The 13,523-nt window shown below is 74.1% G+C and carries 15 protein-coding genes and 1 tRNA gene; 8 read left to right on the top strand and 8 right to left on the bottom strand.

Annotated elements, in window-relative coordinates; translation table 11 throughout:
- Positions 1-6: 6 nt before the first annotated feature.
- The gene (locus tag ACI792_RS07765; protein ID WP_456602089.1) at positions 7-1,023 is read right to left on the bottom strand and encodes an aldo/keto reductase; all 1,017 of its coding nucleotides are present in this window, start codon (positions 1,021-1,023) and stop codon (positions 7-9) included.
- A 104-nt stretch (positions 1,024-1,127) separates the two neighbouring features.
- On the opposite strand from ACI792_RS07765, the gene ACI792_RS07760 reads away from it, so the two are divergent.
- The 4 genes from ACI792_RS07760 to ACI792_RS07745 are packed head-to-tail and all read left to right on the top strand — an operon-like array spanning position 1,128 to position 5,884.
- Positions 1,128-2,075, top strand: a complete 948-nt coding sequence (locus ACI792_RS07760) for an SRPBCC family protein (RefSeq protein ID WP_456602088.1) — start codon at positions 1,128-1,130, stop codon at positions 2,073-2,075.
- A 29-nt stretch (positions 2,076-2,104) separates the two neighbouring features.
- A complete protein-coding gene (locus ACI792_RS07755; protein ID WP_456602087.1) occupies positions 2,105-3,277 on the top strand; it encodes a zinc-dependent alcohol dehydrogenase in 1,173 nt (390 codons plus the stop codon).
- A 19-nt stretch (positions 3,278-3,296) separates the two neighbouring features.
- Positions 3,297-4,748, top strand: coding sequence for a cystathionine beta-synthase (locus tag ACI792_RS07750; RefSeq protein WP_456602086.1), 1,452 nt, complete (start codon positions 3,297-3,299; stop codon positions 4,746-4,748).
- Complete coding sequence (locus tag ACI792_RS07745) at positions 4,745-5,884, top strand: cystathionine gamma-synthase (protein WP_456602085.1); 1,140 nt, start codon at positions 4,745-4,747, stop codon at positions 5,882-5,884. Before ACI792_RS07750 ends, ACI792_RS07745 begins: the two co-directional genes overlap by 4 nt.
- Before the next feature lie 3 nt (positions 5,885-5,887).
- On the opposite strand, the gene ACI792_RS07740 is transcribed toward ACI792_RS07745, so the two are convergent.
- Complete coding sequence (locus tag ACI792_RS07740; protein WP_456602084.1) at positions 5,888-6,205, bottom strand: antibiotic biosynthesis monooxygenase family protein; 318 nt, start codon at positions 6,203-6,205, stop codon at positions 5,888-5,890.
- Between the two features lie 43 nt (positions 6,206-6,248).
- Entirely contained in the window at positions 6,249-7,019 is a 771-nt protein-coding gene (gene map, locus ACI792_RS07735) for a type I methionyl aminopeptidase (protein ID WP_456579235.1), read from the bottom strand.
- A 250-nt stretch (positions 7,020-7,269) separates the two neighbouring features.
- On the opposite strand from map, the gene ACI792_RS07730 reads away from it, so the two are divergent.
- Positions 7,270-8,151, top strand: coding sequence for a glycosyltransferase family 2 protein (locus tag ACI792_RS07730; protein WP_456602083.1), 882 nt, complete (start codon positions 7,270-7,272; stop codon positions 8,149-8,151).
- Here ACI792_RS07730 and ACI792_RS07725 read toward each other — a convergent pair.
- A complete protein-coding gene (locus ACI792_RS07725; protein ID WP_456602082.1) occupies positions 8,129-8,998 on the bottom strand; it encodes a polysaccharide pyruvyl transferase family protein in 870 nt (289 codons plus the stop codon). The two genes, ACI792_RS07730 and ACI792_RS07725, sit on opposite strands and share 23 nt — an antisense overlap.
- Positions 8,999-9,099: 101 nt before the next feature.
- Between ACI792_RS07725 and ACI792_RS07720 the strand changes: the two genes are divergently transcribed.
- The gene (locus ACI792_RS07720) at positions 9,100-9,609 is read left to right on the top strand and encodes a VOC family protein (RefSeq protein ID WP_456602081.1); all 510 of its coding nucleotides are present in this window, start codon (positions 9,100-9,102) and stop codon (positions 9,607-9,609) included.
- Between the two features lie 51 nt (positions 9,610-9,660).
- Here the strand turns inward: ACI792_RS07720 and ACI792_RS07715 are convergent, their stop codons facing one another.
- The 4 genes from ACI792_RS07715 to ACI792_RS07700 form a co-directional block, all read right to left on the bottom strand.
- Positions 9,661-9,951, bottom strand: coding sequence for a GNAT family N-acetyltransferase (locus ACI792_RS07715; protein WP_456602080.1), 291 nt, complete (start codon positions 9,949-9,951; stop codon positions 9,661-9,663).
- Between the two features lie 8 nt (positions 9,952-9,959).
- A complete protein-coding gene (locus ACI792_RS07710) occupies positions 9,960-10,178 on the bottom strand; it encodes a ferredoxin (RefSeq protein WP_456602079.1) in 219 nt (72 codons plus the stop codon).
- Positions 10,175-11,440 (bottom strand): cytochrome P450, encoded by a 1,266-nt coding sequence (locus ACI792_RS07705; RefSeq protein WP_456602078.1) that lies wholly within the window; start codon positions 11,438-11,440, stop codon positions 10,175-10,177. The genes ACI792_RS07710 and ACI792_RS07705 overlap by 4 nt, the downstream gene beginning before the upstream one ends.
- 184 nt (positions 11,441-11,624) lie before the next feature.
- Positions 11,625-11,701 (bottom strand) — tRNA-Met (locus tag ACI792_RS07700).
- Between the two features lie 107 nt (positions 11,702-11,808).
- Between ACI792_RS07700 and ACI792_RS07695 the strand changes: the two genes are divergently transcribed.
- Together ACI792_RS07695 and ACI792_RS07690 are read left to right on the top strand one after the other, a co-directional pair.
- Positions 11,809-12,348, top strand: a complete 540-nt coding sequence (locus tag ACI792_RS07695; RefSeq protein WP_456602077.1) for a hypothetical protein — start codon at positions 11,809-11,811, stop codon at positions 12,346-12,348.
- Between the two features lie 147 nt (positions 12,349-12,495).
- Positions 12,496-13,521, top strand: a complete 1,026-nt coding sequence (locus tag ACI792_RS07690; protein ID WP_456602076.1) for an SDR family oxidoreductase — start codon at positions 12,496-12,498, stop codon at positions 13,519-13,521.
- The last annotated feature ends 2 nt before the right edge of the window (positions 13,522-13,523 follow it).

Below are 13,523 nucleotides of genomic sequence, written 5' to 3'. Positions count from 1 at the left end.
CGCCGGTCAGCGCTCCGGGCTGTCGCCGTAGGCGTAGCTGCTGTCGACGTACCGCCCGCCGACGGCCGCGCCCGGCGGGGCTATCGCGTCGAGCCGGGCCAGGTCCCCGGCCGAGAGCTCGACGGCGGCCGCGGCGACGTTCTCCTCCAGGTAGGACCGGCGCTTCGTGCCGGGGATCGGCACGACGTCGTCGCCCTGCGCGAGGACCCAGGCCAGCGCCAGCTGGCCGGCCGTCACCCCCTTCTCCGCTGCGAGCTCGCGGACGGCGTCGACCAGCCGGAGGTTCGCCGCGAACGCCTCGCCGGTGAAGCGCGGGTGGCCGCGCCGCCAGTCGTCCGCGCCGAAGTCCTCGGGGCTGCGGATCGCCCCGGTCAGGAAGCCGCGGCCGAGCGGGCTGAACGGCACGATCCCGATGCCGTGCTCCCGCACGACCCCGAGCACCTCCTCCTCGAGGTCGCGGGTCCACAGCGACCACTCGCTCTGCAGCGCCGCGATCGGGTGCACGGCGACCGCCCGGCGGATCGACGCGGCGCTGGCCTCCGACAGCCCGAGGTGGCGCACCTTCCCCTCGGCGACCAGCTCGGCCATCGCACCGACGGTGTCCTCGATCGGCACCCGCGGGTCCACCCGGTGCTGGTAGTAGAGGTCGATCACCTCGACGCCGAGCCGGCGGAGGCTCGCCTCCGCGCAGGCCCGCACGTTCTCGGGGCGGCCGTCGATCCGCACTCCGCCGTCCGGCGTGCGCGACAGGGAGAACTTCGTCGCCAGCTGGACCTCGTCCCGGCGCCCGGCGATCGCCTCCCCCACCAGCTCCTCGTTGTGGCCGCTGCCGTAGACGTCGGAGGTGTCGAGGAAGGTCACGCCGAGCTCGAGCGCCCGGTGCACGGTGGCGATCGACTCCGCGCGGTCGGCGGCGCCGTACATCTGGCTCATGCCCATGCAGCCCAGACCGACAGCGGAGACGGGAAGCCCGTCACGGCCGAGCGTGCGGGTGGGGACGGCGGAGGGCGGGGCGGCGGGCATGCCCCGCATCCTGGCCCGTCCGCGGTCGCGCCCGCCACCGCCGCCGTTTCTTTGCCGGGTCGACGGGTAGCCGGAGCGGGCACCGATCGAACCGGAGGACCCCGATGAGTTCCAGCCGCACCCGTCCCGGTCCGCGCCGCAGCGCCCGCGTCCTGGGCCTCGCCAGCACCGGCCTGGGCGTCGCGATGCTGCGCGACCCGAAGGGCGTCGCCCGGTTCTCCGGGGTCGACGACTCGGCGACCGCGCTCTCGGTGATCCCGCTCGTCGGCGCCCGCGAGCTGCTGCACGCCCTGCCGCTGCTCGCCGGCCGGCCGGGCTGGGCCTGGACCCGGGTGGCCGGCGACGCCGTCGACCTCACGGCGATGGGGGTGGCCCTCTCGCACCGCGGTGGGGAGCGCGGGCGCCGGCTGCGCAACGCCACGGTCGCCGTCGCCGGGCTCGCCGTCCTCGACCTGCTCACCGCCGTGCGCGCGAAGCGGCGGGGCAGCCGCACCGACGCCCGCGAGCTGCTGCCGACCTCGGCCCCGTGGAAGAGCGCGATCGACGTCTCCGCGGCCACCACGGTGAACAAGCCGCCGCACGACGTCTACGCGCGCTGGCACGACTTCTCCCGGCTGCCCGAGTTCATGGCGCACGTGCGCGAGGTGAGCACCACCGGCGTCGGGCGCTGGCGCTGGGTGGCCGAGGCGCCGGGCCGGCGCACCGTGCAGTGGGAGGCCGAGGTGGTCGAGGAGTCCCCCGGCGAGCGGATCCGCTGGCGCTCGCTGCCCGGCGCGGACATCGAGAACGCCGGCGTCGTCGAGTTCCGCCCGGCCCCCGGGGACCAGGGCACCGAGGTGCGCGTGCGGCTGGCCTACGCGCAGCCCGGCGGCAAGGCGGGCAAGGCCGTGGCGAAGCTGTTCGGCGAGGCCCCCGACCAGCAGATCCGCGACGACCTGGCGCGCTTCAAGCAGATCCTCGAGACCGGGCAGGTGGTCCGCTCCGAGGGCACCCCCGAGGGGCCGCTGGCCCGCCGGATGGCGAAGCAGCAGCCCGCCGCGCCCCGCTCCTGACCCCGCCGACTCCCGGAAGGACCACCCCCGTGCGCGCCACCCAGTGGATGGGCAAGAACCACGTCGAGGTCAACGAGGTCCCCGACCCCGTACTGCTCAACGACCGCGACGCGATCGTGAAGATCACCTCCACCGCGATCTGCGGCTCCGACCTGCACCTGTACGACGGGTTCATCCCCACGATGAAGAAGGGCGACATCCTCGGCCACGAGTTCATGGGCGAGGTCGTCGAGGTCGGCAAGGGCGTCTCGAACCTGCGCGTCGGCGACCGCGTCGTCGTGCCGTTCCCCATCGCCTGCGGCGCGTGCAACGCCTGCGAGCGCGGACTGTTCTCCGTCTGCGAGAACTCCAACCCGAACGCGGGCATGGCCGAGAAGCTCTGGGGCCACTCACCCTGCGGCATCTTCGGCTACTCGCACCTGGTGGGCGGCTACCCGGGTGGCCAGGCCGAGTACGCGCGCGTGCCGTTCGCCGACGTCGGCCCGCTGAAGGTCGAGGACGACCTGACCGACGAGCAGGTCCTCTTCCTCACCGACATCTTCCCCACCGGCTACATGGGCGCGGAGATGTGCGACATCTCCGGCGGCGACGTCGTCGCGGTGTGGGGCGCCGGGCCCGTCGGCCTGTTCGCGGTGGCCAGCGCGAAGATGCTGGGCGCCGAGCGGATCATCGCCATCGACCGCTTCGACTACCGGCTCGACAAGGCGCGCGAGGCCGGCGCCACCGACGTCCTGAACTACGAGGAGGTCGACGTCCTGGATGCGCTGAACGAGCTCACCGCAGGCCGCGGGCCCGACGGCTGCATCGACGCGGCCGGGCTGGAGGCCACCCACCCCACCGCCGCGGTCGACGCCTACGACCGGGCGAAGACGGCGGTGATGGCCGAGACCGAGCGGCCGCACGCGCTGCGCGAGGCGATCATGGCCTGCCGCAACGGCGGCACCGTCTCGATCATCGGGGTCTACGGCGGGCTGATGGACAAGTTCCCGGTCGGCTCGCTCATGAACCGGTCGCTGACCGTGCGCACCGGCCAGGCCCACGTGCACCGCTACCTGAAGCCGCTGTACGAGAAGATCCGCGACGGCGAGATCGACCCCACCTTCCTCATCTCGCACACGCTGCCGCTGGACCAGGCGCCGCGGGGCTACCGGATGTTCCGGGACAAGGAGGACGACTGCACCAAGGTGGTCCTCAAGCCCTGACCCCGCCCCGTCTGGTGGGATGGACGCCAGACCGGGCCGGCGACGCGGCCGGCCCGGCTCCGAGGAGGACGCCACCGTGCAGTACGCCGAGTCCGTCGTCGACCTGGTCGGCAACACCCCGCTGGTCAGGCTGTCGTCGGTGACCCGCGGCCTGGGCCCCGACGCGCCGCTGGTGCTGGCCAAGGTCGAGTACCTCAACCCCGGCGGCTCGGTGAAGGACCGGATCGCCGTGCGGATGGTCGACGCCGCCGAGGCCAGCGGTGAGCTGAAGCCGGGCGGCACGATCGTGGAGCCGACCAGCGGCAACACCGGCATCGGCCTGGCGCTGGTCGCCCAGCAGCGCGGCTACCGCTGCATCTTCGTCTGCCCCGACAAGGTCGGGCAGGAGAAGATCAACGTGCTCAAGGCCTACGGCGCCGAGGTGGTGGTCTGCCCGACCGCCGTCGACCCCGCCGACCCGCGCTCGTACTACTCGGTGTCCGACCGGCTCAGCCGGGAGACCCCCGGAGCCTGGAAGCCCGACCAGTACTCCAACCCGAACAACCCGCGCTCGCACTACGAGACGACCGGGCCGGAGATCTGGGCGCAGACCGACGGCCGCATCACCCACTTCGTCACCGGGGCCGGCACCGGCGGCACGATCAGCGGCGTCGGCCGCTACCTCAAGGAGGCCTCGGCGGGCCGGGTGCAGGTCGTCGGCGCCGACCCCGAGGGCTCGGTCTACTCCGGCGGCACCGGCCGTCCGTACCTGGTCGAGGGCGTCGGCGAGGACTTCTGGCCCAGCACCTACGACCGGGAGGTCGCCGACGAGATCGTCGCGGTCTCCGACGGCGACTCCTTCGCCATGACCCGCCGGCTCGCCCGCGAGGAAGGGCTGCTGGTCGGCGGCTCCTGCGGCATGGCCGTGGTCGCCGCACTGCGCGTGGCCGAGCGGCTCACGAAGGACGACGTCCTCGTGGTGCTGCTGCCCGACGGCGGCCGGGGCTACCTGGGCAAGATCTTCAACGACGCCTGGATGGCCGACTACGGCTTCGTCGAGGCCACCGGCGGGGAGACCGTCGGCGAGCTGCTGCACACCAAGTCCGGCGAGACGCCGACGCTGGTGCACACCCACCCGAACGAGACCGTCCGCGACGCCATCGACATCCTGCGCGAGTACGGGGTCAGCCAGCTGCCCGTGGTCCGGGCCGAGCCGCCGGTGACCGCCGGTGAGGTCGTCGGCTCCATCGACGAGAAGACGCTGCTCGACGCGCTCTTCACCGGCCACGCCTCCCTCGCCGACCGCGTGGAGAAGCACATGAGCCCGCCGCTGCCGATCGTCGGCTCGGGCGAGGCGGTCAGCGCCGCGGTGGCCCAGCTGGGGTCGGCCGACGCGCTCCTGGTGCACGTCGACGGCAAGCCGGCAGGCGTGGTCACCCGGCAGGACGTGCTCGGGCACCTGGCGGGGATCACCCCTACGGTCGGGCCATGACCGGCTTCAACACCCGCGCCATCCACGCCGGGCAGGAGCCCGACCCGGCCACCGGCGCGGTGATCCCCCCGCTGCACCTCACGACCACCTACAAGCAGGACGGCGTCGGCGGGCTGCGCGGCGGCTACGAGTACAGCCGGAGCGGCAACCCGACCCGCGACGCGCTCCAGGCGCAGCTCGCGGCGCTCGAGCAGGGCACCACGGCGCTGGCGTTCGCCTCCGGCCTCGCCGCCGAGGACGCCCTGCTGCGCACGGTGTGCCGGCCCGGTGACTCGATCGTCCTGGGCGGGGACGCCTACGGCGGGACCTTCCGGCTCATCTCCCGGGTGCTGGAGCCGTGGGGAGTCGGCTACCGGCCGATGGACCTCGGCGACCTCGACGCCGTCCGGGAGGCCTGCGCGCCGCAGACCACCCGGGTGATCTGGTGCGAGACGCCCACCAACCCGCTGCTCAACCTCGCCGACGTCGCCGCACTGGCGGGGATCGCGCGCGAGACCGGCACGGTCCTCGTCGTCGACAACACCTTCGCCTCGCCCTACCTGCAGCAGCCGCTCACCCTCGGCGCCGACGTCGTCGTGCACTCGACCACCAAGTACCTGGGTGGTCACTCCGACGTCGTCGGCGGGGCGCTGGTCACCGGCGACGCGGAGCTCGGCGAGCGGCTGGCCTACAACCAGAACGCGATGGGCGCGGTCAACGGCCCCTTCGACGCCTGGCTGCTCATGCGTGGCATCAAGACCCTCGGCGTCCGGATGGACCGGCACTGCGCCAACGCCGCGCGGATCGCCGACTTCCTGCTCGGGCACCCGGCGGTCGCCTCCGTGCTCTACCCGGGCCTGCCCGAGCACCCCGGCCACGCGATCGCGGCGAAGCAGATGTCGGGCTTCGGCGGGATGCTGTCGTTCCGGCTGCGGGACGGCGAGGAGGCGGCGCTGGCCGTCTGCGAGCGCACCGGGCTCTTCACGCTCGCCGAGTCCCTGGGCGGCGTCGAGTCGCTGATCGAGCACCCGGGCCGGATGACCCACGCCAGCGCCGCCGGGTCCCCGCTGGAGGTGCCGGCCGACCTCGTGCGGCTCTCGGTCGGCATCGAGGACGCCGACGACCTCCTGGCCGACCTGGAGCAGGCGCTGGGCTGACCCTCAGGACCCCGGTGCGGTCGGCCCGACGATGAACAGCGGGTGGAAGTGCTCGACCACGGGGAACGGGTCGTAGAAGGAGTGCAGCAGGCGCCGCCACTCCTGGTATCCCGGCGAGCCGAGGAAGCCCTCGGTGTGGTCCTCGATCCTGGTCCACTCGACGAGCAGGAGGAAGACGTTCTCCCGCTCCACGCACCGGGACAGCATCAGCCGCCGGAAGCCCGGTGTGGCGGAGATGATCGGGGCTGCGGACCGGAACGCCGCCTCGAACTCGTCCTCGCGGCCAGGGGTCACGGACAGCTCTGCGTGCTCGAGGATCACGGCCTGCACCGTACGGCCCGCTGGAGCGCCGCGGCGGCGGCTCTCAGCGCGGGGCGGTGAGGATCCTGGGGCCGTCCTCGGTGACCGCGACCGTGTGCTCGACGTGCGCGGCCCGGCTGCCGTCGGCGCTGCGCAGGGTCCAGCCGTCGGCGTCCACGGTGTAGTCGTCGGAGCCGCCGGCGAGGAACCAGGGCTCGATCGCGATGACCAGCCCCGCGCGCAGCGGCACGCCCCGGCCGGCGCGGCCCTCGTTGGGCACCGAGGGCGCCTCGTGCATGGTGCGCCCCACCCCGTGCCCGCCCTGGTCGGTGTTGATGCCGCACCCGCCGGCCCGGCCGACCGCGCCGATCGCGGCGGAGATGTCGCCCACGCGGTTTCCGACGACGGCCGCCGCGATCCCGGCCTCCAGCGCCCGCTCGGTCGTGGCCACCAGCGCGAGGTCCTCGGGCCGCGGCGTGCCCACCGGGAAGGTGATCGCGGCGTCGCCGACCCAGCCGTCGAGCACCGCACCGGCGTCCACGCTGAGCAGGTCGCCGTCCTCGAGGACCTCGGGGGTCGGGATGCCGTGCAGCGCGACGTCGTTCACCGACAGGCACAGCACCCCGGGGAACGGCGGGGTGGTGGACAGCGGTGCGTAGCCCAGGAAGGGCGAGGTGGCGCCGGCGTCGGCCAGGACGTCGCGGGCCACGGCGTCGAGCTGGGTCAGCCGCACGCCCGGCGCCGCGATCGCCCGCACCGCGGCGTGCATGTCGGCGACGACCGCGCCGGCGGCGCGCATCGCGTCCAGCTCGCCTGGGGTGCGGAGTTCGATCACGGTGGTCCTCCTCGGGTGCTCCCGGCAAAGCTATCCCGGCATGGCGAGGACCCCGTGGTCGTCCCCCTCGCACGCAGCGCGCGAGCCATCGGACGGGGGTGAGGAGCCCAGAGGCCCCTCCGGAGCGGTCGCTCTCTGCCCACGCCGGCGGGGCACAGACCGACTGGCCCGGGGGCAACCGGTGGCCGCCCTCGCAGCCCACGCCGTCGGGGGCGTTCGAGGACGACGCCGGCACGGTACGGAGGAGCGGGTGACCTCCCCGCGCCTGACCGTCGTCGTCGCCACCCGGAACCGGCGGGGCTCCCTGCTCCGGTCGCTCGCCCGCCTCGACGGCGACGCCCACCCGGTGGTCGTCGTCGACAACGGCTCCTCCGACGGCACGGCGGCCGCCGTGCGCGCCGGGCACCCGGGCGTGACCGTGGTGGAGCTGCCGGAGAACCGCGGGGCGGTGGCCCGCACCGTCGGCGTCCAGCGGGCCGGCAGCCCCTACGTCGCCTTCGCCGACGACGACTCCTGGTGGGAGCCGGGCGCCCTCGACCGCGCCGCCGACCTGCTCGACGACCACCCCCGGGTCGCCCTGATCGCCGGCCGCGTGCGGATGGCCGCCGACGGGTCGCTCGACGCGGTCACCCGCAAGCACCGGGCCGCGGTGCTGGGGACGACGCCCGGCAGCCCGGGGCCCGACGTGCTGAGCTACCCGGCCTTCGCCACGGTCGTCCGCCGGGAGGCGTACCTGTCGGTCGGCGGGTTCTCGCCGCTGCTGTTCTTCGGCGGCGAGGAGCACCTGCTGGCGCTGGACCTCGCGGCGACGGGCTGGCAGCAGAGCTACGCCGACGACGTCGCCGCCTGGCACGACCCGGCCGGTCCCCCGGTCGTCGCGCCGCAGCGGTGGGCGCTGCAGACCCGCAACGACCTGCTCGTCGACTGGCTGCGCCGCCCGCTGCCGGTGGCGCTGGCCGCGACGGGCCGGCTGGCGCGGCGGGCGCTGTCGGATCCCGCGGCGCGGGCAGCGCTGCGCGGCTGGGCCCGCCGGCTGCCCGCTGCGCTGCGGCAGCGGCGGCCCGTCCCGGCGGAGGTGGAGCGGCGGTTCGCCCTGGCGCAGCGGCCGCTCAGCGCCCCAGCCGCTCGGTGAACCACCGCCGCGCGTCCTCGCTCCCAGCGGCGCCACGGCTCCGGGACCGGGCCACCGCTCCGGCGAGCTCGCCGGACAGGCAGCGGGACAGCGCCTCGTCCAGGACCTCGGCGGTGACCTCCTCGGCGTCCAGCACCAGCGGCCACTCCAGCGCGCGCGCCTGGCCGGTGACCTTGGCACCGCCGGCGATCGGGTCGCACGCGATGACCGGTCGGTCGTGCTTGAGCCCGAGGACCAGGCCGTGCAGCCGCATGCTGACGACGGCGTCGCACCGCCGCAGCAGGGCCTCCACCTGGGCGGGGCGGCGGGGATGCGGTTTGTCGTACAGGTCGGTGTCGATCGGGAACCACGGCAGGGCCCGGGCCGCGAGCCACTCCTCGATCACGCCGCGGACCCGGTCGGCCCGGCTGCGCTCGCCGTACTCCCCCTGCACCGGGGCGAACGCCACCGCGAGCACCGGGGCATCGGCCACCGGGACCTCGATCGCGAGGTCCGGCCGGGTCACCCCCGCGGCGTCGCGTTCCCAGACGGCGTCGAACATCTCGCCGGCCGAGTCGTCGACGACGGAGACGTTGACCGCCCAGCGCCGGACGCCCGCGAACGCCGCGGTGAGCTCCGGCAGGGGCGGCAGGTCGCCGATGGGGCCGGTCGTGAAGACCAGGTGGGTGTAGTCGGCCGGGTCGACGTCCCGCCAGTGCACCCCCCGCTCCAGGTAGGGCGCCCAGGCCACGTCGTGGTCGACGCCGAGCTCGGTCAGCCAACCGGTGACGGCATCGGCTCCCAGCTCGTCGCCGACGGTGGCGATCACCTCGTCGAAACTGAACCAACCCGCCACCAGAACACGCACGACCTCCACCTTCGCAGCCGGGCGCCCGGCCGGCACCCGCTGGGAAGGGGAAGCGGGTCCGAGGGGTTGTGCCGGTCACCCCTGACCCACGAGGAGCCGCCGTGACCACCACCGACCGCGACCGCGACCTACCGGCCCTCGAGGCCGAGCGCGACCGGATCCGCGCCGCACACCTGCGCCCGGCCGGATCCCGCCCGGCCTCCACCGCCCGCGGCCTGCACCACACGGCGCTCATCAGCAGCGACGTCGAGCGGACCGTGCGCTTCTACCAGGACGTGCTCGGCTTCCCGCTGACGGAGCTGATCGAGAACCGCGACTACCCGGGGTCCTCGCACTTCTTCTTCGACATCGGGAACGGCAACCTGCTGGCGTTCTTCGACTTCCCCGGCCTGGACGTCGGGCCCTACGCGGAGGTGCTGGGCGGCCTGCACCACATGGCGATCAGCGTCGACCCGCAGCGCTGGGAGGAGCTCGTCGGCCGGCTCACCGAGACCGGCGTCGAGCACGAGGTGCACAGCGGGGTGTCGGTCTACTTCCGCGACCCCGACGGCGCCCGCATCGAGCTCATCGCCGACCCGCTCGGGGAGATGTACGGCACCAAGGTCCTGTGAAGGAGGACCCCGTCCTCCTCACCGCTCGCGGCGAGCCTCGGGACGGGGCCGTCAGCGCTCCGGATCGGCGACGAGGTCGGCGTAGTCGGGGTGCCGCTCGATCCAGCCGGCGACGAACGAGCAGCGCGGCACCACCGACCCGCCGCGTGAGCGCACCTCGTCGAGGGCGGCCCGGACCAGCGTGCTGCCCAGGCCGGACTGCCCGGCGTCCGGGTCCACCTCGGTGTGGGTGAACACCAGGGTGTCGCCGCGGCGCTCGTAGGCGGCCAGGCCCAGCACGCGGTCGCCGTCGCGGATCTCGAAGCGGTCGGACTCGGGGACGTCGGTGACGGTGGTCTCCATGCCCGCGGTCAACCTCGGGCGGGAGCCGGCTGTTCCGCCACGAGCTGCAGGGCGCGGGTCGGGCACTGCCGCACCGCCTCCTCGGCGTCGCGCAGCTCACTGCCCTCCGGGTGCGGCCGCAGGACCGTCACCGTCCCCTCGTCGCCCACCTCGAAGAGGTCCGGCGCCAGCGCCTCGCAGGCGCCGGCCCCCACGCAGCGCTCCAGGTCGGCCTCCAGGCGGCTCACGGGCGCTCCGTGAGCCGGGCCGGGAGCCGCTTGAGCCCGTTGACGAACGACGACCGGAGCTGGGCGGGCGGTCCGGTGACCTCGAGGTCGGGCAGCTGCTCGAAGACCCGGGCGAAGGTGACCGCCAGCTCCCGCCGGGCAAGGTGCGCGCCCAGGCAGAAGTGCGGTCCCTTCGACCCGAACCCGACGTGCGGGTTGGGGTCGCGTGCCAGGTCGAAGCGGTGCGGATCGGCGAAGACCGCGGGGTCGCGGTTCGCGGCGGCGTAGAAGAGGAGGAACTTGTCCCCCGCGGCGAACCGGTAGCCGTTGAGCTCCCCGTCGCGGGTGGCGGTGCGCCGCATCCAGGTGATCGGGCTGGTCCAGCGCACGATCTCCTCGACCGCGGTGCGGGTCAGGCCCGGGTCGGCGACCCAGCGGGCCCGCTGGTCCGGGTGCTCCTGCAGCGCCAGCAGCCCCTGCGAGATGGCGTTGCGGGTGGTCTCGTTGCCCGCCACCAGCAGCAGGATGAAGAACGAGGCGATCTCCTGGTGGGTCAGCCGCTCGCCGTCGACGTCGGTGGTCACCAGGGCCGTCGTGAGGTCGTCCCTGGGCTGCTCCACCCGTTCCGCGGCCAGCCGCTCCATGAGCGCGGCCAGCTCGATGCCGGCCATCAGGACGCCGGTGAGCGGGTCGTCCTCGTCCTCCACGAGCTCCGGGTCGCCGCCGGAGAGGATGACGTTGGACCTGGCCAGCACCATCGCCCGGTCCTGCTCGGGCACGCCCATCATGTCGCAGATGACCCGCAGCGGGATGGGTGCGGCGAGGTCGGCGACGACGTCGAAGGTGCCGTCGCCCGCGGCCGCCTTCCGCCGGACCTGCGCCAGGACCTCGTCGACGATGCCCGCCACCGAGTCGACGACCCGCTCCAGCATCCGGGGCGTGAACGTCTTGGCCACGATGCGGCGGATCTTGGCGTGCCGCGGGTCGTCCATGCTGATCAGCGAGCCGTAGAACTCGTTGAGGTCGGCAGGGATGTCCTGGATGGACACCGCCCCCTCGCCCGAGCAGAAGACGGCGGGCTGGGAGCTGATCGCCTCGAGGTCGGCGTAGCGGGTGATCGCGTGGTAGCCCGGGCCGCTGGCCAGGTTCGGGATCTCCGGCTCGGCGAAGAAGGCGAACGGCCGCTCGGCGCGGAGCCGGTCGAAGACGGCGTGCCGCTCGGTCGGCGGGCGCGACCAGAAGTCGCGGTCGGACAGGTCGATGCCGAGGTCGGCGGCGCCCACCCTGCGCGGCTGCGGAGCGGTTCCCGGTGCTGGTGCGGCGTCGACGGACACGAGCGGTCCTCCCTGGGCGGCGTTCGTGCCTCGCACGTTAGAGAGAGTCGTGGTGACACACAACACACCTCCGCGAGACCGCCGCGGGCAGATGCGCGAAGGCCCGGTCACCAGGGTGACCGGGCCTTCGTGGTGGTAGCGGGGACAGGATTCGAACCTGCGACCTCTGGGTTATGAGCCCAGCGAGCTACCGAGCTGCTCCACCCCGCGTCGGTAGCTACCACCATACACGCCTCCGCGGCCCGCCTGCGGCGACCTCGCGCGCGGCACCACGTCGGCGACGACACTGTGGGGAGCCGCTCGTCCCTGGAGGTCCCGTGTCCCACCCCCCCGCCGGCCTGCACAACCTCGATCTGCTGGCGATCTACTGCAACGACCACCTGGCCGCCTCCACCGGGGGCATCGAACTGGTCCGGCGGATGCTGGGCGTGCACGAGGGGACCGAGTACGCGCCGAGGCTGGAACAGCTGCTCACCGAGCTCCACGAGGAGAAGGCCGCGCTGCGCGGGATCATGGAGGCCCTCGGGCTGCCGGTCCAGCGGCACAAGCAGGTCGCGCTGTGGCTCGGCGAGAAGGTGTCCCGGCTGAAGCTCAACGGCCGGGTCCTCACCCGGTCCCCCCTCAGCGACCTCGTGGAGTTCGAGTTCCTCGCCTCCGCCGTCCGGGCCAAGCGCAGCGGCTTCGAGACCCTCCGGGAAGTCGCCGACGCCGACGAGCGCCTGGACAAGGAGCTGCTCGACGGCCTGGTGGAGCAGGCCAACCGGCAGCACAGCTGGCTGACCGCGACCCGGCGCGAGGTCGCCGCCCGGGTGTTCGGCGGCAACGACCACGCCCCCGACGAGGCCGCCGGCGACTGACGGAGGTCCTCCGAGCCCCCGGAACGGGGTTTGCCGCCGGAGCCCGTCGAACACATCGGAGGGGGACCGACGGCGCCGCGGAGCGCTGCGCCGACATCGTGCGGCCGGGCCCGGCCCGCGCCGCGCCGAACGCGGGAGGTGTCTGCCGTGCGCGGAACGGGAGCAGCCGGGGGCGGCCGGGTCGTCGTCGTGACCGGGGCCAGCGGTGGGATCGGCCGGGCCACCGCGGTCGCCTTCGCCCGGAGGGGTGACCGGGTGGCCCTGCTGGCACGGGGCGAGACCGGCCTGGCCGGAGCCGCGGCGGACGTCCGGGCCGCCGGCGGGACCCCGCTGGTGATCCCGGTCGACGTCGCCGACGCGGCCGCCGTGGACGCCGCGGCGAGCCGGGTCGAGCACGAACTCGGGCCGATCGAGGTCTGGTGCAACGTCGCGTTCAGCACGGTCTTCGCGCCGTTCGAGCAGATCACCGCCGCCGAGTGGGAGCGCGTCACCCAGGTCACCTACCTGGGCTTCGTGCACGGGACGATGTCGGCGCTGCGGCGGATGAAGCCCCGCGACCGCGGCGTCATCGTGCAGACCGGCTCGGCGCTCGCCTACCGCGGCATCCCCCTGCAGAGCGTCTACTGCGGCGCCAAGCACGCCATCAAGGGCTTCACCGAGTCGCTGCTCACCGAGCTCCGGCACGACGGCAGCAACGTGCACGTGACGATGGTGAACCTGCCCGGCGTCAACACCCCGCAGTTCGACTGGGTGCTCAACAAGCTTCCCGAGCGTCCCCAGCCGGTGCCGCCGATCTACCCCGTCGACATGATGGCCGAGGCGATCGTCCACGCCAGCGAGCACCCGCGGCGGCGCGCGTGGTGGGTCGGCAACCCGACGGTGTGGACGATCCTCGGCAACAAGGTCTGGCCGCAGTTCCTGGACCGCTACCTGGCCCGCAACGGCTACGACGGGCAGCAGCGGGGCGAGAAGGCCTCGCCCGACGACCCGGTGAACCTGTGGGAGCCGGCCGACGGGCGCGATGGGCGGGACTTCGGGGCGCAGGGCAGCTTCCGCCACCGGACCCGCTCCTGGGACCCGCAGATCTGGGCCGGCCGACACCACGGCACGCTGGCCGCGCTCGGCGCCGGGGCAGTCGCCTCGGGGCTGGCCGCGTGGCGCCGTACCCGCTGACG

The organism is Blastococcus sp. SYSU DS0669, from assembly GCF_054050895.1.
The sequence above is the reverse complement of the archived record's forward strand: the minus strand, read 5'-3'. Positions and strand labels throughout refer to the sequence as shown.